Source organism: Streptomyces formicae, assembly GCF_002556545.1.
In the GTDB taxonomy this organism is placed as follows: Bacteria; Actinomycetota; Actinomycetes; order Streptomycetales; family Streptomycetaceae; genus Streptomyces; species Streptomyces formicae_A.
On the sequence record NZ_CP022685.1, the window covers coordinates 6,777,601 to 6,796,865 of the forward strand.

The 19,265-nt window shown below is 68.0% G+C and carries 13 protein-coding genes and 1 rRNA gene; 9 read left to right on the plus strand and 5 right to left on the minus strand.

Features of this window, described 5'->3' with window-relative positions:
- Positions 1 to 2 precede the first annotated feature (2 nt).
- From KY5_RS29780 to KY5_RS29790, 3 genes are all read right to left on the minus strand, one after another.
- Entirely contained in the window at positions 3 to 1,889 is a 1,887-nt protein-coding gene (locus KY5_RS29780) for an ABC transporter substrate-binding protein (RefSeq protein WP_098245114.1), read from the minus strand.
- 329 nt (positions 1,890 to 2,218) lie between these two features.
- Positions 2,219 to 5,503, minus strand: a complete 3,285-nt coding sequence (locus tag KY5_RS29785; RefSeq protein ID WP_098245115.1) for an SCO5717 family growth-regulating ATPase — start codon at positions 5,501 to 5,503, stop codon at positions 2,219 to 2,221.
- 390 nt (positions 5,504 to 5,893) lie between these two features.
- Positions 5,894 to 6,208: a DUF397 domain-containing protein gene (locus KY5_RS29790; protein WP_098245116.1), complete on the minus strand. Its 315-nt coding sequence runs from the start codon at positions 6,206 to 6,208 to the stop codon at positions 5,894 to 5,896.
- A 449-nt stretch (positions 6,209 to 6,657) separates the two neighbouring features.
- Between KY5_RS29790 and rpsO the strand changes: the two genes are divergently transcribed.
- From rpsO to KY5_RS29815, 5 genes are all read left to right on the plus strand, one after another.
- On the plus strand, positions 6,658 to 6,945 hold the full coding sequence (gene rpsO, locus KY5_RS29795; RefSeq protein WP_055548137.1) for a 30S ribosomal protein S15: 288 nt from the start codon (positions 6,658 to 6,660) through the stop codon (positions 6,943 to 6,945).
- Between the two features lie 386 nt (positions 6,946 to 7,331).
- On the plus strand, positions 7,332 to 9,548 hold the full coding sequence (locus KY5_RS29800) for a polyribonucleotide nucleotidyltransferase (protein WP_098245117.1): 2,217 nt from the start codon (positions 7,332 to 7,334) through the stop codon (positions 9,546 to 9,548).
- Positions 9,545 to 10,924, plus strand: a complete 1,380-nt coding sequence (locus KY5_RS29805; RefSeq protein WP_098245118.1) for a M16 family metallopeptidase — start codon at positions 9,545 to 9,547, stop codon at positions 10,922 to 10,924. Before KY5_RS29800 ends, KY5_RS29805 begins: the two co-directional genes overlap by 4 nt.
- A gap of 37 nt (positions 10,925 to 10,961) precedes the next feature.
- On the plus strand, positions 10,962 to 11,714 hold the full coding sequence (gene dapB / locus KY5_RS29810; RefSeq protein WP_098245119.1) for a 4-hydroxy-tetrahydrodipicolinate reductase: 753 nt from the start codon (positions 10,962 to 10,964) through the stop codon (positions 11,712 to 11,714).
- A 13-nt stretch (positions 11,715 to 11,727) separates the two neighbouring features.
- Complete coding sequence (locus KY5_RS29815) at positions 11,728 to 12,180, plus strand: hypothetical protein (protein ID WP_098245120.1); 453 nt, start codon at positions 11,728 to 11,730, stop codon at positions 12,178 to 12,180.
- A gap of 195 nt (positions 12,181 to 12,375) precedes the next feature.
- Here KY5_RS29815 and KY5_RS29825 read toward each other — a convergent pair whose 3' ends face one another.
- Positions 12,376 to 12,933: a PH domain-containing protein gene (locus KY5_RS29825; protein ID WP_098245121.1), complete on the minus strand. Its 558-nt coding sequence runs from the start codon at positions 12,931 to 12,933 to the stop codon at positions 12,376 to 12,378.
- Positions 12,934 to 13,058: 125 nt separating this feature from the next.
- Positions 13,059 to 13,298 carry a hypothetical protein gene (locus tag KY5_RS29830; protein WP_055548124.1) on the minus strand — a complete coding sequence of 80 codons (240 nt, stop codon included), beginning with the start codon at positions 13,296 to 13,298 and terminating at the stop codon, positions 13,059 to 13,061.
- A 201-nt stretch (positions 13,299 to 13,499) separates the two neighbouring features.
- On the opposite strand from KY5_RS29830, the gene thyX reads away from it, so the two are divergent.
- The 4 genes from thyX to KY5_RS29855 all read left to right on the plus strand — a co-directional run bounded on the left by thyX (position 13,500) and on the right by KY5_RS29855 (position 19,257).
- Positions 13,500 to 14,240: an FAD-dependent thymidylate synthase gene (gene thyX / locus KY5_RS29835; protein WP_055548122.1), complete on the plus strand. Its 741-nt coding sequence runs from the start codon at positions 13,500 to 13,502 to the stop codon at positions 14,238 to 14,240.
- A 190-nt stretch (positions 14,241 to 14,430) separates the two neighbouring features.
- Positions 14,431 to 15,330 (plus strand): 4-hydroxy-tetrahydrodipicolinate synthase, encoded by a 900-nt coding sequence (gene dapA, locus KY5_RS29840; RefSeq protein ID WP_098245122.1) that lies wholly within the window; start codon positions 14,431 to 14,433, stop codon positions 15,328 to 15,330.
- Between the two features lie 149 nt (positions 15,331 to 15,479).
- Positions 15,480 to 17,165, plus strand: coding sequence for a ribonuclease J (locus KY5_RS29845; RefSeq protein WP_098245123.1), 1,686 nt, complete (start codon positions 15,480 to 15,482; stop codon positions 17,163 to 17,165).
- Between the two features lie 566 nt (positions 17,166 to 17,731).
- Positions 17,732 to 19,257 (plus strand): 16S ribosomal RNA (locus KY5_RS29855).
- Positions 19,258 to 19,265 lie beyond the last annotated feature (8 nt).

The window sequence follows — 19,265 nt, forward strand, 5'->3', positions numbered from 1 at the left end:
CGTTACTCGCGGTCCTCTGCGGTCGAACGGCGGCGCAGGGCGAACAGGGCTCCGCCGCCCACGAGCACCACCGCGGCAGCGGCGATACCGATGATGACACCGGTCGAGCTGCCGTCCTTGGAGGAACTCTTCCCCTCCGCGGGCACGGCCGACCACCAGCTCCAATATCCGTCCTGGCCGTAGATGTTGCCCGCGGCCTTCGGCATGGTGGTGATGGACTTGATCTGGTCGGTGCGGTAGGCCTCGACGGCGTTCGGATACGCGAGGACGTTCATGTATCCCGAGTCGTAGAGCCACGACTCCATCTGCTTGACGATGTCCGCGCGCTTGGCCGGGTCGTACTCGGCGAGCTGCTTGGCGTAGAGGTCGTCGTACTTCTTGTCGCAGATGAAGTTGTCGGTGGCGGCGCTCTCCTTGGCCTTCTTCGGCAGCGCGGCGCAGGTGTGGATGCCGAGCACGAAGTCCGGGTCGGGGTTGACCGACCAGCCGTCGAAGGCGAGGTCGTACTCGCCCGCGTACCAGGGCACGGACACGTCGTCCAGGCAGTCGACCTTGAGCCCGATGCCCAGATCGCCCCACCACTCCTTCAGGTACTTGCCGACCGCCTTGTCGTTGGGGTCGGTGGCGTGACACAGGATGCGGAAGTCCAGCGGCTTGCCGTCCTTGCCGACGCGCTTGCCGTCACCGTTCTTCTTGTAGCCCGCCTCGTCGAGGAGCTTGGCGGCCCGCTTCGGGTCGTACGTCAGCTCCTGGTCGGCGGACGGCTTCCAGGCGTAGTCGGAGAAGCGCGGCGGGATGTAGCCCGCGCCTTCCACGGCATGCCCCTGGAAGACCTTGTCGACGATGGCCTTGCGGTCGACCGAGAGGAACAGCGCCTGGCGGACCTTCTTGTCGAGCAGGGCAGGGTTGCCGTCACCGAACTTCTTGCCGTCCAGCGTCCTGGCGCCCGGATTGGTGGCGAGGGCGAAGAAGCGTCGCCCGGGCCCCTCGTTGACCTTGATGTTCTTCTCGTTCTTGAGCGAGGCGGCCTGCGCGGGAGTGAGCGCGGGCTGCCCGGCGACGAACGACACCTCGCCCTTCCTGAGGGCGGACACGGCGGCGTCCTGGTCCTTGTACGTCTTGAAGACCAGCTCGTCGAACTTGGGCGTGCCGCGCCAGAAGTCCTTGTTGGCCTTGAGCTTCACGTACTGGTCCGTCTTGTAGTCCGTGAGGACGAACGGTCCGTTGCCGACGACGGGCATCTTGTCGTTGTTGAACTTCGAGATGTCGTCGACCTTCTCCCAGACGTGCTTGGGGACGATCGGCACGTCGAGGGCGGCCATGGTCGCCTGCGGCTTCTTCAGCTCGATGACCAGCTTGGTGGGGCTGGGCGCGGTCACCTTCTTGAAGTTGGTGACGAAGTTGGAGTTCGAGGTGGCGGTGCCCTCCTTGGACATCACCTTGTTGAACGTCCACGCCGCGTCATCGGCGGTCGCCTGCTTGCCGTCAGACCACTTGGAGTCCCCCCGGATGGTGTACGTCCAGGTCAGCTTGTCGGCCGAGGGCTTCCACGAGGTGGCGAAGCCGGGGATCGCCTTGTTGTTCTCGGCGTCGTAGTTCGTCAGGTACTCGTACGTGAGCCGGTGGATGCTGGTGCTGAGCAGCCGCTGGGCGAGGAAGGGACTGAGCGAGTCGACGCTCTGCGCGACGGCGACGGTCAGCACCTTCTTGCCGTCACCCGCCTTGGCCTCGGCCTGTTGCGGGGCCGGATTGAGCGGCGTGGCGAGACCGGCCGTCAGAGTGAACGCGGCGGCGCCACCGGCGAGTGCGATCCTCAGGCGGCCGCGGGGTCGGCGGGGTGCTGTGGTCTTCGGTGCTGCTGTTCTGCCGTGCTGATCTTGTGTGTCCATGGCTCGGTGACCTCGCGTCATCGCTCGCGCAGGGATGGCTGGTTGAACGCTTGTTGCACGTTGTGTGATCAAGGGACGTCAGCTGGTTGATGTGAGTGTCTACCAGCGCCAGTCTGCGCGCGTCAACGGCAGGTGAACCCCATGTGGCCTGCGGAAATAACGAGTTGACCGGGATTTCATCCGCATTGGTCAAGACCTTTGACGCATGGCTGGTGAGGGGGTGGCAGCAGCTGTGGGCAGGCGTTCCGGAGTGCGCTTGACGAGGGGGGAAACGCGGGTGGGCCCGCACCGAGAACGGTGCGGGCCCACTGGAGGCAGTCGTAGGGGGATTACTGCTGCGGAGGCGGCGGAGGCGTCGGCTGCTGCTCGCCGGGCGCCGCGGGCTGACCCGGCTGGAAAGGTGCCCCGGGCTGGAAGGGAGCTCCGGGCTGGACGGCTTGGGGCTGCCCGGGGTGCTGAGGCTGCGCGGGCTGCTGGTGCTGCGGCTGCGGCTGCTGGTGCTGCTGCGGCTGAGGCGGCGGCACCGCCCCCGGCGCGGAGTGTGCCTGCGAAGGCCCGGTCGACTGCCACCCCTGAGCCCCACCGGGCTGCCCCGGATACCCGTACTGCCCGGGCTGCGCAGGCTGCCCCGGATAGGGCGCCTGCGGCTGAGCGTACGGCTGACCCTGCCCCGGGTAGGGCGCCTGTCCGGGCTGAGGCGCCTGCCCCCCGTACGGCTGGGCCTGCTGCTGCCCCGGCATCGGCGGAGCCATGTGCGGCGGCGGGTTCCCGTCCGACGTCCACAGCCCCTGCTGCTGCTGAGCCCGCACGAAGTCCTCCGCCACCAACGCGGAGAGATTGAAGTACGCCTCCCGCACCTTCGGCCGCATCATGTCGAGGTCGACCTCGGCACCGGCGGCGAGGTGCTCGTCGAAGGGGATGACGACGACGCCGCGGCACCGCGTCTCGAAGTGCGACACGATGTCGTCGACCTTGATCATCTTGCCGGTTTCGCGCACACCGGAGATGACGGTGAGGGACCGCGAGACCAGATCCGCGTACCCGTGCGCGGAGAGCCAGTCCAGCGTCGTCGACGCGCTGCTCGCGCCGTCCACGGACGGGGTCGAGATGATGATGAGCTGGTCGGCGAGGTCGAGGACCCCACGCATGGCGCTGTACAGGAGTCCCGTACCCGAGTCGGTGAGGATGATCGGGTACTGCTTGCCGAGTACGTCGATCGCGCGCCGGTAGTCCTCGTCGTTGAAGGTCGTCGAGACGGCCGGGTCGACGTCGTTGGCGATGATCTCGAGCCCGGACGCCGCCTGCGAGGTGAAGCGGCGGATGTCCATGTACGAGTTGAGGTACGGGATGGCCTGCACGAGGTCACGGATGGTGGCCCCGGTCTCACGGCGCACGCGGCGCCCGAGCGTACCGGCGTCGGGGTTGGCGTCGATCGCGAGGATCTTGTCCTGCCGCTCGGTGGCGAGCGTCGAACCGAGCGCCGTGGTGGTGGTCGTCTTGCCGACGCCGCCCTTGAGGCTGATGACGGCGATGCGGTAGCAGGAAAGGACCGGTGTCCGGATCAGCTCCAGCTTCCGCTGCCGCTCGGCCTCTTCCTTCTTGCCGCCGAGCTTGAACCGCGAACCGCCGCCCACGGGACGGCTGCTCTTCGCCTTCGGCTTGTTGTTGCGGAGGAGCCGGTCGGAGGAGAGCTCGACGGCGGCGGTGTACCCGAGCGGCGCACCGGGATTGGTGCGCTCGCGCTGGTCGTGCTGCAGGGCCTGCGGCCAGGCGGCGCCGGTGCGGGGGTCGATCGGGGGCTGCTCCGGGTGCCCCGCCATCTGGCCGGGCTGCTCCGGCTGCGGGGCCGGGACCTGCTGCTGCTGTTGCTGCGGCGGCTGGGGAGCCTGCGGCTGCATCGGAGGCTGCGCCTGGACGGGGGGTTGGGGCTGGGCCTGCGGTTGCGGTTGCGGTTGGGCGGGGAACGGCTGCTGCTCCTGCGGCGCGGGCGGCTGCGGGAACCCGTAACCAGTACCGGGAGCGGGCTGCCCGGGCTGCCCGGGCTGACCGGGCTGCGGGAAGCCGTAACCGGCCGGGGGAGTGCCCTGCGGACCCGCCTGCGGGAACCCGTAACTGCCGTGCTGCGGCTGGGCCTGGGGCTGCGGCTGCGGCTGTGCCGGTGGCTGTGCCTGCGGTACGACGGGTGCTTGCGGCGCGACCGGCGGCTGGGCCTGGACCGGAGGCTGCTGCTGGGGGTGCGGCTGAGCCGGGGCGGGTGCGGGCACCGGGGCCTGCGCCTGTACGGGCTCGGGCTGCACCGGCTGCGCGGGCGGGGGAGTCGGCGTGGGCGCGGGCCACTGCGGCGCGGAGGTCGGAGCGGCGGGCTGATAGGCAGGCGGCAGCGGAGGGAGCCCGCCCTGCTGCGCGGGCGGCTGGGTCCAGGCGGGCGGCACGGAGTCCTGCACGTCGTCGACGGGGGCGACGGCTTCGGGAGCGGAAGCCTCAGGCTTCTTCTCCTCCTCTTCCTGCTCCTGCTCCTGCTCGTGACCCGAGTGAACGGAAGGCAGGTCGCCATCGGCGGCTTCTGCCTCAGCCTCCGCTTCCGCCTCACCATCGACATCGACCTCGGCGACGTCCTCGGCGGCCACGGCCAGCTCGTCACCGCCGTCCTCGTCCGGGTCCGCCGAGTCGTCGGCGACTTCGTCCACGACGGGAGCGGGGTCCACGACGGGGGCGGGCACCGGCGCCGGAGGCATGGCGGGAAGCGGAGGTACGACCGCGGACTCACCCGCGCCCGATCCGTCCGCGCCCGATCCGTCCTTGCCCGATCCGCCCGCGTCCGAGTCGCCCTCGCCCGACGACTCCTTCTCCTTCTCCTTCTCCTTCTCCTTCTTCTCCCGCTTCTCCTTGTCCCGCTCCTCGATCTCCCGCTTCAGCGCATGGGCGGAGAACCGCATGGTGGCGCCACTCTCAAGATCGCCACCCCCCAGGCTCTCGGCAACGGGTGAAGAGGCGGCAGCAAGCTCTTCGGCATCCTTGGCTGCGGCGAGGGAGTCGACCTCGCTCTTCGGCACCACACCGGTCACGTGAACGGAGGCGGCGGGCCCGGCGAGGGCCCCGCTCCAGTCGGATGCACCGCTGCCGGACGCGCCGACCGAGGCGTCGTCCGATGACGGGGAGGCGGGCAGGAACCCGTTCCCCACGGGAAGCTTGGGCAGCGCGCTGGGCGCGGGCGCAGCACTGGACGACGCCTCGGAATCGGAAGACGAAGGAGCGTCTCCCACGGGGGTGACGGGCGGAGCGGAGGGCGGCGTGAAGACGGGCGGAGCCACCGGAGCAGGAACGAAGGGGACCGAGGCGGGTCCTGCGGCCGGTCCCGAGGCCGGTCCCGGGGCAGGTTCCGGGGCAGGTTCCGGGGCCGGGTCCGGAGCGGCCGGCGCGGGGGCGGGCGGCGTCGAGACAGGCGGCGCGGACGGAGTCTCCCCCGCACTGCCGGACGCGTTCTGCGTGTACCAGGCGGGCGGGGCGTAGTCGATGGTGAACTCGCCCGTCGTCTCGGCAGCGGACTCCGCGTCGGACTGATCATCGACGGGTGTGTCCCAGCCCCCGCGGATCTCGTCCCGATCGCTGTTCACAATGCCTCCTGGTGTGGTCGAGCACCCTCGTGCCGTGGTGGGGGGCGACCGTTCCTGTCGTCCGATCCGCCTGGCTCTCCCCGTTGAGGGACGCGCACGAACCGCTCACGGGTTCTGGCGTTGCGCCCTGTCCCAGCCTAATCACCAAAACCACGAGCACGGCAGGGCAGTCCACCCCACCAATGCTGTCCATTACGTCACGCCCCATCCAGGAGCGATCCGCGTACATCAATCCGCGACGGACAATTCCCCCAACGACCGGCACTTCGCCGCGAATTCACCGATAAACGAAGGGGAGCCGGGGCTCTGTCACGAGCCCCGGCTCCCCTCGTTCCCACGCTTCGTTCCCACGCTTCGTCCTCCACCCCGCATCGGCAGGGTGGACCGCACTCACCCGGTGGCGTCCGCGCCGTCCGCCGGCAGTCCGCCGTTCCGCGTGGTCGGCTCCAGGTCGAACTCTCCGTCCCGCGCTCCCAGCACGAAGGCCTGCCACTCCGCCTCGGTGTACCGCAGCACGGTGTCAGGGTCCAACGACGACCGCATCGCGACGGCCCCCGCCGGCAGGTAAGCGATCTCGACCCGCTCCTCGTCCTGTTCCGTACCGGGCGCGCTGCTCCATTCGACGCCGGAGATGTCGAGGGCGTAGAGCTCGTCCTTCTCCCGCTCCTTGCGCGCCTTGACGTCCTCGTCCTGTCCTTCGCCCATGACGAACCGGCCCTTTCCCGACGTGCGAACCAACCGTGGGTTCAGCCTACTTGGCGGCATGGGACGCCGGGATGGGGAGCGGGACGCTCACCCGCACGAGAGGCCCCACGCCCCTCCCGTATGTCATGGACACTGCGACCTTGGCGACGCCGACCGCGACGCACCCGCCGACCCGAAACCCGGACCTTCTCGCGGCAGCGCGCCCGCTGACCGGCTGACCGGCCGAGCCCGGACCTACCGCCCGGGCGGTAGGCGCCGGAGGCCACCGGCGAATCGTGGACAGGCTGGCTGGTACCCTGTGTAACGGCCGCATGTCTACGCTCCCCCGGACCTCCCTCGGAGACCCTGGAGGAAGCGCCCAGCGGACCCCGCCTCCCGAGTCATGGAAGCTCCCCTGAGATGTGGACCAGGGGCACTCGGTGGCCACGAAAAGACTACGAGGAGTACGCGTGTCGCTCGACGCCGCTACGAAGAAGCAGATCATGACCGAGTTCGGCCAGAAGGAGGGCGACACCGGCTCCCCCGAGGTTCAGGTCGCCATGCTCTCCCGTCGGATCTCCGACCTGACCGAGCACCTCAAGACGCACAAGCACGACCACCACTCCCGCCGTGGTCTGCTGATCCTGGTCGGCCAGCGTCGCCGCCTTCTGCAGTACCTGGCCAAGAAGGACATCCAGCGCTTCCGTGCCCTGGTTGAGCGCCTGGGCATCCGCCGCGGTGCGGCGGGCGCCAAGTAAGACGTCGTGAAGGGAGCGGTTCCCACTCGAAGCACTCGAAGGGGGCCGCTCCCTTTGCTGTACGTGCGCAGTGTCACCGACGCTTTGTAGTCTGGTCGCACAACGCATTGCGCATTACCGCACACGCGGTGACGGAAGGGACGGAAACGGACCGTCCATTCCGCGCGAAGGACGGGCCATCACACCCGTGCGAACAAATGAACGAATGACGAGGAGAGGCGCCCCAGCCGCCGCCGGTCCTCGGTAGTGGCCCCCGGGATGCGCAGACGAACAGCCCCGGGTGCTTCGATCGAAGACCGGCCCGCACCCGAGGCGCGCTTCTCCGCCCCGTCCCCCCGCCACACGGGCCCGGGGACGAAAGACGACAAGTAACGGAGAAAACGCTAGTGGAGAACGAGACCCACTACGCCGAGGCCGTCATCGACAACGGCACTTTCGGCACCCGCACCATCCGCTTCGAGACGGGCCGCCTGGCCAAGCAGGCCGCCGGCTCCGCCGTCGCGTACCTGGACGACGACACCATGGTGCTGTCGGCCACCACCGCGTCCAAGAAGCCCAAGGACCAGCTCGACTTCTTCCCCCTCACGGTGGACGTCGAGGAGCGGCAGTACGCCGCGGGCAAGATCCCCGGTTCGTTCTTCCGCCGTGAGGGTCGCCCCTCCGAGGACGCGATCCTCACCTGCCGCCTGATCGACCGCCCGCTGCGTCCTTCCTTCAAGAAGGGCCTGCGCAACGAGATCCAGATCGTCGAGACGATCATGGCGCTCAACCCCGACCACCTGTACGACGTGGTCGCGATCAACGCCGCCTCCTGCTCCACGCAGCTGGCGGGCCTGCCCTTCTCGGGCCCGATCGGCGGCACGCGCGTGGCGCTCATCAAGGGCCAGTGGGTCGCCTTCCCGACGCACACCGAGCTCGAGGACGCCGTCTTCGACATGGTGGTCGCCGGTCGCGTCCTCGAGGACGGCGACGTCGCGATCATGATGGTCGAGGCCGAGGCCACCGAGAAGACCATCCAGCTGGTGAAGGACGGCGCCGAGGCCCCGACCGAAGAGGTCGTCGCCGCCGGTCTGGAAGCCGCGAAGCCCTTCATCAAGGTCCTCTGCAAGGCCCAGTCGGACCTCGCCGCCAAGGCCGCCAAGCCCACCGGCGACTTCCCGGTCTTCCTGGACTACCAGGACGACGTGCTCGAGGCCCTGACCGCCGCGGTCAAGACCGAGCTCGCCCAGGCGCTCACCATCGCGGGCAAGCAGGAGCGCGAGGCCGAGCTGGACCGCGTCAAGGAGATCGCCGGCGAGAAGCTGCTCCCGCAGTTCGAGGGCCGCGAGAAGGAGATCTCCGGTGCCTACCGCGCGCTGACCAAGAAGCTGGTCCGCGAGCGCATCATCAAGGACAAGGTCCGCATCGACGGCCGCGGCGTCACGGACATCCGTACGCTGGCCGCCGAGGTCGAGGCCATCCCGCGCGTGCACGGCTCGGCGCTGTTCGAGCGTGGCGAGACCCAGATCCTGGGCGTCACCACCCTCAACATGCTCCGCATGGAGCAGCAGCTCGACACCCTTTCCCCGGTGACGCGCAAGCGCTACATGCACAACTACAACTTCCCGCCGTACTCGGTCGGTGAGACCGGCCGCGTGGGTTCGCCCAAGCGCCGCGAGATCGGCCACGGCGCCCTCGCCGAGCGCGCCATCGTGCCGGTCCTGCCGACGCGCGAGGAGTTCCCGTACGCGATCCGTCAGGTGTCCGAGGCCCTCGGTTCCAACGGCTCGACGTCCATGGGCTCGGTCTGCGCCTCCACCATGTCGCTGCTGAACGCCGGTGTGCCGCTGAAGGCCGCCGTCGCCGGCATCGCCATGGGTCTGATCTCCCAGGAGATCGACGGCGACACGCACTACGTGGCCCTCACCGACATCCTCGGTGCGGAGGACGCGTTCGGTGACATGGACTTCAAGGTCGCCGGTACGAAGCAGTTCGTGACCGCGCTCCAGCTCGACACCAAGCTCGACGGCATCCCCGCCTCGGTCCTGGCCGCCGCGCTGAAGCAGGCCCGCGACGCGCGCCTGCACATCCTCGACGTGATGAACGAGGCCATCGACGTTCCGGACGAGATGTCCCCGAACGCGCCGCGCATCATCACCGTCAAGATCCCGGTGGACAAGATCGGTGAGGTCATCGGCCCCAAGGGCAAGATGATCAACCAGATCCAGGAGGACACCGGCGCCGACATCACGATCGAGGACGACGGCACCATCTACATCGGTGCCGCGCAGGGCTCGCAGGCCGAGGCCGCCCGCGCCACGATCAACGGCATCGCCAACCCGACCATGCCGGAGGTCGGCGAGCGCTACCTGGGCACCGTCGTGAAGACGACGACCTTCGGTGCGTTCGTCTCGCTCATGCCGGGCAAGGACGGTCTGCTGCACATCTCGCAGATCCGCAAGCTCGCCGGCGGCAAGCGCGTGGAGAACGTCGAGGACGTCCTCGGTGTGGGCCAGAAGGTCCAGGTCGAGATCGCCGAGATCGACTCCCGCGGCAAGCTGTCCCTCATCCCCGTCATCGAGGGTGAAGAGGACGACGACAAGAAGGACGACACCGACAAGTGACGTCGCGTAGCACCACGACGACGGCCCGCACCTCCTCGGAGGCGCGGGCCGTCGCCCGTACCCAAACCCTGATCAAGGGCGAGAACGGCATCGGCACGGTCCGCAGGACCACCCTCCCCGGCGGCCTCCGCGTCGTCACGGAGACCCTGCCCTCCGTCCGCTCGGCGACCTTCGGCATCTGGGCGAACGTGGGCTCCAGGGACGAGACCCCGTCCCTGAACGGCGCCACGCACTACCTGGAGCACCTCCTCTTCAAGGGCACGAGCAAGCGCAGTGCCCTCGACATCTCGTCCGCGATCGACGCGGTCGGCGGCGAGATGAACGCCTTCACGGCGAAGGAGTACACGTGCTACTACGCGCGCGTGCTCGACACCGATCTGCCGCTCGCCATAGACGTCGTCTGCGACATGCTGACGGGCTCCCTGATCCTCCAGGAGGACGTCGACGCGGAGCGCGGCGTCATCCTCGAAGAGATCGCCATGACCGAGGACGACCCGGGCGACTGCGTGCACGACCTGTTCGCGCACACGATGCTCGGCGACACCCCCCTCGGCCGCCCGGTCCTCGGCACGGTCGACACGATCAACGCCCTGACCGCCGACCGCATCCGCCGCTTCTACCGCAAGCACTACGACCCCACCCACCTGGTGGTCGCCGCCGCGGGCAACGTGGATCACCAGAAGGTCGTACGCCAGGTCCGCGCCGCCTTCGAGAAGGCGGGCGCCCTCCAGCGCACCGACGCGACCCCGATGATCCCGCGCCAGGGCTCCCGCGCCCTGCGCACCTCGGGCCGCGTCGAGATCGTCAACCGCAAGACCGAGCAGGCGCACGTCATCCTCGGCATGCCGGGCCTGGCCCGCACCGACGAGCGCCGCTGGGCCCTCGGCGTCCTGAACACCGCGCTCGGCGGCGGCATGTCGTCGCGCCTCTTCCAGGAGGTCAGGGAGAAGCGCGGCCTGGCCTACAGCGTGTACTCGTACACGTCGGGCTTCGCGGACACCGGCCTCTTCGGGGTGTACGCGGGCTGTCGCCCCAGCCAGGTGCACGACGTCCTGAAGATCTGCCGCGACGAGCTCGACCAGGTCGCGCAGCACGGTCTGTCGGACGACGAGATCGGCCGTGCCATCGGCCAGCTCGCGGGCTCCACGGTCCTGGGCCTCGAGGACACCGGCGCCCTCATGAACCGCATCGGCAAGAGCGAGCTCTGCTGGGGCGAGCACATGTCGGTCGACGAGATGCTGGCCAAGATCTCCGCGGTCACCCCCGACGAGGTGCGCGAGGTGGCCCGCGACGTGCTCGGCCGCCGCCCGTCCCTCTCGGCCATCGGCCCGCTCAAGGACAAGCAGGCGGCCCGGCTCCACGAAGCGGTCGCGTAGTCCCCCAGGGGACCGACTCCCATAAGGAATGAAGGACATGAGCAAGCTGCGCGTGGCGGTCATCGGCGCCAAGGGCCGCATCGGCTCCGAGGCCGTCAAGGCCGTCGAGGCCGCCGACGACATGGAACTGGTCGCGGCGCTCGGCCGGGGCGACGCCCTGGAGACGCTGGCGGAGACCGGCGCCCAGGTCGCGGTCGAGCTGACCCACCCCGACTCGGTGATGGACAACCTCGACTTCTGCGTACGACACGGCATCCACGCCGTCGTCGGCACGACCGGCTGGACCGACGAGCGCCTCGCGCGGCTGCGGGCCTCGCTGGCCGAGTCCCCGGAGACGGGCGTGCTCATCGCGCCGAACTTCTCCATCGGCGCGGTCCTGACGATGAAGTTCGCGCAGCTCGCGGCGCCGTACTTCGAGTCCGTCGAGGTCGTCGAGCTGCACCACCCGAACAAGGCCGACGCCCCCAGCGGCACCGCCACGCGCACCGCTCAGCTCATCGCCGAGGCGCGCAGGGCGGCGGGCAGCGCCCCGCAGCCCGACGCCACGACGACGGCCCTGGACGGCGCCCGCGGCGCGGACGTCGACGGCGTCCCCGTGCACTCGGTGCGCCTGCGCGGCCTCCTGGCCCACCAGGAGGTCCTGCTCGGCGGCGAGGGCGAGACCCTGACGGTCCGGCACGACTCGCTGCACCACAGCAGCTTCATGCCGGGCATCCTGCTCGGCGCGCGCCGCGTGGTGAGCACGCCGGGCCTGACGTTCGGCCTGGAACACTTCCTGGACCTGAGCTGAGCGCCTGACCCTCATGCGAGCGAAAATCACCTACGCCGTCACGGCTGCCGTCCTGGTCGTCTACTTCGTCCTGGTCGGCAGCCGCGGCGTGCTCCTGATACAGCACGGCACCGTCCTCACCGTCACCTTCGGTGTCGCGGTGCTCATCCTGCCGGTCATCGGCGTCTGGTTCCTCTGGAAGAACACCCAGTTCGTCCGGAACGCCAACCGCCTCGCCGCCGAACTGGAGGCCGAAGGCGGCCTCCCCGTCGACGAGTTGAAGCGCACGCCGGGCGGCCGCATCGACCGCGACTCGGCCGACGAGGTCTTCGCCCGGCGCAAGGCCGAGACGGAGGACGCCCCGGACGACTGGCGCTGCTGGTTCCGTCTGGCGGTCGCCTACCACGACGCCAGGGACACGCCCCGCGCGCGCAAGGCCATGCAACGCGCGATCGCCCTGCACGAAGGCAGGGCGATCAACGCGTAGTCCGTGGTGGGCAGCTGGTCCCTAGGCCCTGTCGTCACACTCCCGTCGTCGCCCGAAGGGCGGCCCCGCGGCGTCTGGTGCGTGCGATCGCAAGGCGCCGGGATGTCCTCGTAGTGGGCCTACTCGGGCATTCCGGCAACGCCGCGAGCGTGGGTGCCAGACGTCGCGGGGCAGACGGGAGTTTGACGACAGGGCCTAGGCCGTGCGCCCGTACTCGTCGGCCCACACCTCGATGGAGTCGGCCGCCCGGTCGAAGGCTTCGTGCCGCGCCAGGAAGTCGGCGTTCCGGTCGGTCAGCAACGGCTGTTGCGCCTCGGCCCGCTGATCACGGCGTACGAGAACGAGCGCCTGCCCCTGCACGGTCCGCGGCAGCCCGAGCCAGCGCACCGGCTGCTGCGCCGTCCGTACGGCCGCGATCTGGGCCCACGGCACGGTCTGGGTGGTCAGGAAACCGACGCGGCGCAGCCCCCGCGCGCTCACCCAGGTGCCCATGCGCAGCAGCCGCAGGGCGCTCGCGATGATGAGCAGGGCGAACCCCGCGCAGATCGCCGCTCCCGCGAGGGAGCCGGCGAACGCGATGATCACGGCGGCGACGAGGACGAAAGAGGCGAGCAGCAGCAGGAGTGCGCCGGACCCCACCCGCCACGGTCCCGGCCGGTAGGGCCGACGCCATTGGTCGCGGTCGTCGAAGGGCAGGGCGGTGTCGTCCGTCTCTTCGAAAGCGCGGTCCGCGGTCAGGAAGGGCAGGGGCACGGGCTGATCCTCACTCGATCCACGCACGGGCTGTGCCCGGTGAGGCTATCGAGCCGCGTCCCCCGCGACCACCCTTGGGGGGCCAAGGGGGTACCTGAGCCGGTCAGGCGCAGGTCAGGCGCTGATCAGCGTCCGTCGGACGCTTCGGACTGCTGTGTCTTGGCGGGTGACTGATCGGCGGACATCGCGGGCATCCCGAAGATCAGGGATCCCACGAGACCGGCCACGACGGTCAGTCCCATCAGGGTGCGCCCCAGGATCTGACTGGCCGAGGCGCGTTCGCGGGGCGGGGGAGTGACGTTGCTGCGGAACTTGTCGGCTTCGGCGATGAAGGCGAACGGGACGGGCTCTCGCCGACGGAACATGGGGCGCGCTTCTCCTCACGGGTCTCGAACGGAGCTCTGTGGACTCTGTTACTAAGACAGACGCTCGAAACGCCCAAAAGGTGCCCTGTTTCGGCAAATTAGTCGAAGAATGTCGTAGCGGGTCACCGAACGGCCGATTGTCAGTGGCGGGCCATAGAGTGGGCGCCGCCCCGAGTGCCGCATACGGAAGGACCCCCGCCAGTGAGCGAGACCCCCACCGAAGACCTCAAGCCCAGCTTCCGCAGCGAGGTCACCGTCGAGTTGGTGAAGCACGCCGCCACCGACTCCGACGTCCTGTGGGCAGCCCGTGTCTCCACGGCGGGCGAGCAGTCCCTCGAAGAGCTCCAGAAGGACCCGGAGCGTTCCAAGGGCCTGATCAACTACCTGATGCGGGACCGCCACGGCAGCCCCTTCGAGCACAACTCGATGACGTTCTTCATCAGTGCTCCGATCTTCGTCTTCCGCGAGTTCATGCGCCACCGCGTCGGCTGGTCGTACAACGAGGAGTCGGGTCGCTACAGGGAGCTCCAGCCGGTGTTCTACGTCCCCGGTGAGTCCCGCAAGCTGGTCCAGCAGGGCCGCCCCGGCAAGTACGAGTTCGTCGAGGGCACCCAGGCCCAGCAGGAGCTGACGGGCCGCGTCATGGAGGACTCGTACCGCCAGGCGTACGAGGCGTACCAGGAGATGCTCGAAGCCGGTGTGGCCCGCGAGGTCGCCCGAGCGGTGCTCCCCGTGGGCCTCTACTCCTCGATGTACGCGACGTGCAACGCCCGTTCGCTGATGCACTTCCTCGGCCTGCGCACGCAGCACGAGCTCGCCACCGTCCCGTCCTTCCCGCAGCGGGAGATCGAGATGGTCGGCGAGAAGATGGAGCAGCACTGGGCCGAACTGATGCCGCTGACGCACGCGGCCTTCAACAAGAACGGACGCGTGGCGCCGTAAGGCACTGATGTACGGGTGGGCCGAGTGAAGTGTCCGTATTGCGGCATTTCGGGAAGTTCACCTAGCCTGATCAAACGGACCCGGCACTGCTTGAACCCCCGAGCAGGCAGTGCCGGGCTCCACACTTGACAGGTCCGCTCGCATCCCCCGAGGGGCGACCCCGCGCTGAGCAGCGAGTAGCGTGTTACCCATGGCTCCGACCTCCACTCCGCAGACCCCCTTCGGGAGGGTCCTCACCGCCATGGTCACGCCCTTCAAGGCGGACGGCGCACTCGACCTCGACGGCGCGCAGCAGCTCGCCGCCCACCTGGTGGACGCAGGCAATGACGGCCTCGTCATCAACGGCACCACCGGTGAGTCCCCGACCGTCAGTGACGCGGAGAAAAACGATCTCGTACGAGCCGTAGTGGACGCCGTCGGAGACCGCGCCCACGTCGTCGCGGGCGTCGGCACGAACGACACCCGGCACAGCATCGAGCTCGCCCGCGCCGCCGAGCAGGCCGGCGCGCACGGCCTGCTCACCGTGACGCCGTACTACAACAAGCCCCCGCAGGAGGGCCTGTTCCGGCACTTCACCGCGATCGCGGACAGCACCGAACTGCCGGTCATGCTCTACGACATCCCGGGCCGCAGCGGCGTACCGATCAACACCGAGACGATCGTCCGCCTCGCCGAGCACCCCCGGATCGTCGCCAACAAGGACGCCAAGGGCGACCTCGGCCGCGCCAGCTGGGCCATCGCCCGCTCGGGCCTCGCCTGGTACTCCGGCGACGACATGCTGAACCTCCCGCTCCTCTCCGTCGGCGCGTGCGGCTTCGTCTCCGTCGTCGGCCACGTCGTCACCCCGGAGCTGCGCGCCCTCCTGGAGGCACACCTCACGGGCGACGTGCAGAAGGCCACGGAGATCCACCAGAAGCTGCTCCCGGTCTTCACCGGGATGTTCCGTACGCAGGGTGTGATCACCACGAAGGCGGCGCTCACCCTCCAGGGCCGCCCCGCGGGCCCCCTCCGGCTGCCGCTGGTAGAGCTGTCGCCCGAGGAGACGCACCAGCTCAAGATCGATCTCGCCGCCGGCGGGGTACAGCTCTAACCACAGACTTCACAACTGAATACGCGAAACACCGCGGGCGCGACACGAGCTGTCGACCGCCCGCACCCCACACAACAACTGCTACTGCACGAACGTCATGCGCGCCACGTGCCCCTCAGGTACGTGGCGTGCGTGGTGAGGAGAGTCTTTTGAGTCATCCGCATCCTGAACTCGGCGCTCCGCCGAAGCTCCCGAAGGGCGGCCTGCGGGTCACCCCGCTCGGCGGCCTCGGCGAGATCGGCCGCAACATGACCGTCTTCGAGTACAACGGTCGCCTGCTGATCGTCGACTGCGGAGTGCTCTTCCCCGAGGAGGAGCAGCCCGGAATCGACCTGATCCTGCCGGACTTCACGTCCATCAGGGACCGCCTCGACGACATCGAGGGCATCGTGCTCACGCACGGCCACGAGGACCACATCGGCGGTGTCCCCTACCTCCTGCGCGAGAAGCCGGACATCCCGCTGATCGGCTCCAAGCTGACCCTCGCGCTGATCGAGGCGAAGCTCCAGGAGCACCGCATCCGGCCGTACACGCTGGAGGTCGTCGAGGGCGACCGCGAGCACCTCGGCCCGTTCGACTGCGAGTTCGTCGCGGTCAACCACTCCATCCCGGACGCCCTGGCCGTCGCCGTCCGCACTCCCGCGGGCATGGTCGTCGCCACCGGCGACTTCAAGATGGACCAGCTCCCGATGGACGGCCGCCTCACCGACCTGCACGCGTTCGCGCGGCTGAGCGAGGAGGGCATCGACCTCCTCCTCTCCGACTCGACGAACGCCGAGGTCCCGGGCTTCGTCCCGCCGGAGCGCGACATCTCGAACGTGATCCGGGGCGTCTTCGCGGGCGCCCAGAAGCGGATCATCGTCGCGAGCTTCGCCAGCCACGTGCACCGCATCCAGCAGATCCTGGACGCCGCCCACGAGTACGGCCGCCGGGTCGCCTTCGTCGGCCGCTCGATGGTCCGCAACATGGGCATCGCGCGTGACCTGGGCTACCTCCGCGTACCCCCGGGCCTGGTCGTGGACGTCAAGACGCTCGACGACCTCCCCGACAGCGAGGTCGTCCTGGTCTGCACGGGCTCCCAGGGCGAGCCCATGGCCGCGCTCTCCCGCATGGCCAATCGCGACCACCAGATCCGGATCGTCCAGGGCGACACGGTGATCCTGGCGTCGTCCCTCATCCCGGGCAACGAGAACGCGGTCTACCGCGTGATCAACGGCCTGACCCGCTGGGGCGCGAACGTCGTCCACAAGGGCAACGCCAAGGTGCACGTCTCCGGCCACGCGTCGGCGGGCGAGCTCCTGTACTTCTACAACATCTGCAAGCCCAAGAACCTGATGCCGGTCCACGGCGAATGGCGCCACCTGCGCGCCAACGCCGAGCTCGGCGCCCTCACCGGCGTCCCGCACGACCGCATCGTGATCGCCGAGGACGGCGTCGTCGTCGACCTCGTCGAGGGCAAGGCGAAGATCGTCGGCAAGGTCCAGGCGGGATACGTCTATGTGGACGGCCTCTCCGTGGGCGACGTCGGCGAGCCCGCCCTGAAGGACCGCAAGATCCTCGGCGACGAGGGCATCATCTCGGTCTTCGTGGTGGTGGACTCCAGCACCGGCAAGATCACCAGCGGTCCGACCATCCAGGCCCGCGGTTCCGGCATCGACGATTCGGCGTTCAGTGCCGTCGTGCCCCGGATCCAGGAAGTCCTGGACAAGTCGGCCCAGGACGGTGTCGTCGAACCCCACCAGCTGCAGCAGCTCATCCGCCGCACGCTGGGCAAATGGGTCTCGGACAACTACCGCCGACGCCCGATGATCTTGCCCGTGGTCGTCGAGGTCTGACCCTCACGATCGCGTGATCTCCGGAGCGGGGCGCCTCGATTTGCATCGGGGCGCCCCGCTCCGTTAGGTTTACGGCTCCGCCAGCGAGGGAAACCCGGCGCACTCAGGTGCCCACGGACCAACCCGAGCGGGGCGGGAATTCCGACTCAGAACTTCTGATAAAGTCGGAACCGCCGGAAAGGGAAACGCGAAAGCCGAAAGGCAGGAGCGGGAACCGGAAAGGCACCGAGGAAGTCGGACACGAAAGAGTCTGATAGAGTCGGAAACGCAAGAACGAAGAACAAAAAGAAACACCGAAGGGAAGCGCCCGGAGGAAAGCCCCAGAGAATGTTCTGCGGGTGAGTACAAAGGAAGTGTCCGTTCCTTGAGAACTCAACAGCGTGCCAAAAGTCAACGCCAGATATGTTGATACCCCGACTCACTTCGGTGAGTTGAGGTTCCTTTGAAAAAGTCCTGTACGGCCCTTGAGGCTCGTGCAGGCAGCACAGCGAGGACGCTGTGAACCGGGGGGATTATTCCTCTCCTTGGTTCCGCTCTCGTGGTGTCGTCCCGATTACGGGAAAACATTCACGGAGAGTTTGATCCTGGCTCAGGACGAACGCTGGCGGCGTGCTTAACACATGCAAGTCGAACGATGAATCCCTTCGGGGTGGATTAGTGGCGAACGGGTGAGTAACACGTGGGTAATCTGCCCTTCACTCTGGGACAAGCCCTGGAAACGGGGTCTAATACCGGATAATACCGTCTCTCGCATGGGAGAGGGTTGAAAGCTCCGGCGGTGAAGGATGAGCCCGCGGCCTATCAGCTTGTTGGTGAGGTAGAAGCTCACCAAGGCGACGACGGGTAGCCGGCCTGAGAGGGCGACCGGCCACACTGGGACTGAGACACGGCCCAGACTCCTACGGGAGGCAGCAGTGGGGAATATTGCACAATGGGCGAAAGCCTGATGCAGCGACGCCGCGTGAGGGATGACGGCCTTCGGGTTGTAAACCTCTTTCAGCAGGGAAGAAGCGAAAGTGACGGTACCTGCAGAAGAAGCGCCGGCTAACTACGTGCCAGCAGCCGCGGTAATACGTAGGGCGCAAGCGTTGTCCGGAATTATTGGGCGTAAAGAGCTCGTAGGCGGCTTGTCACGTCGGTTGTGAAAGCCCGGGGCTTAACCCCGGGTCTGCAGTCGATACGGGCAGGCTAGAGTGTGGTAGGGGAGATCGGAATTCCTGGTGTAGCGGTGAAATGCGCAGATATCAGGAGGAACACCGGTGGCGAAGGCGGATCTCTGGGCCATTACTGACGCTGAGGAGCGAAAGCGTGGGGAGCGAACAGGATTAGATACCCTGGTAGTCCACGCCGTAAACGGTGGGAACTAGGTGTTGGCGACATTCCACGTCGTCGGTGCCGCAGCTAACGCATTAAGTTCCCCGCCTGGGGAGTACGGCCGCAAGGCTAAAACTCAAAGGAATTGACGGGGGCCCGCACAAGCAGCGGAGCATGTGGCTTAATTCGACGCAACGCGAAGAACCTTACCAAGGCTTGACATATACCGGAAAGCATCAGAGATGGTGCCCCCCTTGTGGTCGGTATACAGGTGGTGCATGGCTGTCGTCAGCTCGTGTCGTGAGATGTTGGGTTAAGTCCCGCAACGAGCGCAACCCTTGTTCTGTGTTGCCAGCATGCCCTTCGGGGTGATGGGGACTCACAGGAGACTGCCGGGGTCAACTCGGAGGAAGGTGGGGACGACGTCAAGTCATCATGCCCCTTATGTCTTGGGCTGCACACGTGCTACAATGGCAGGTACAATGAGCTGCGAAGCCGCGAGGCGGAGCGAATCTCAAAAAGCCTGTCTCAGTTCGGATTGGGGTCTGCAACTCGACCCCATGAAGTCGGAGTTGCTAGTAATCGCAGATCAGCATTGCTGCGGTGAATACGTTCCCGGGCCTTGTACACACCGCCCGTCACGTCACGAAAGTCGGTAACACCCGAAGCCGGTGGCCCAACCCCTTGTGGGAGGGAGCTGTCGAAGGTGGGACTGGCGATTGGGACGAAGTCGTAACAAGGTAGCCGTACCGGAAGGTGCGGCTGGATCACCTCCTTTCTAAGGAG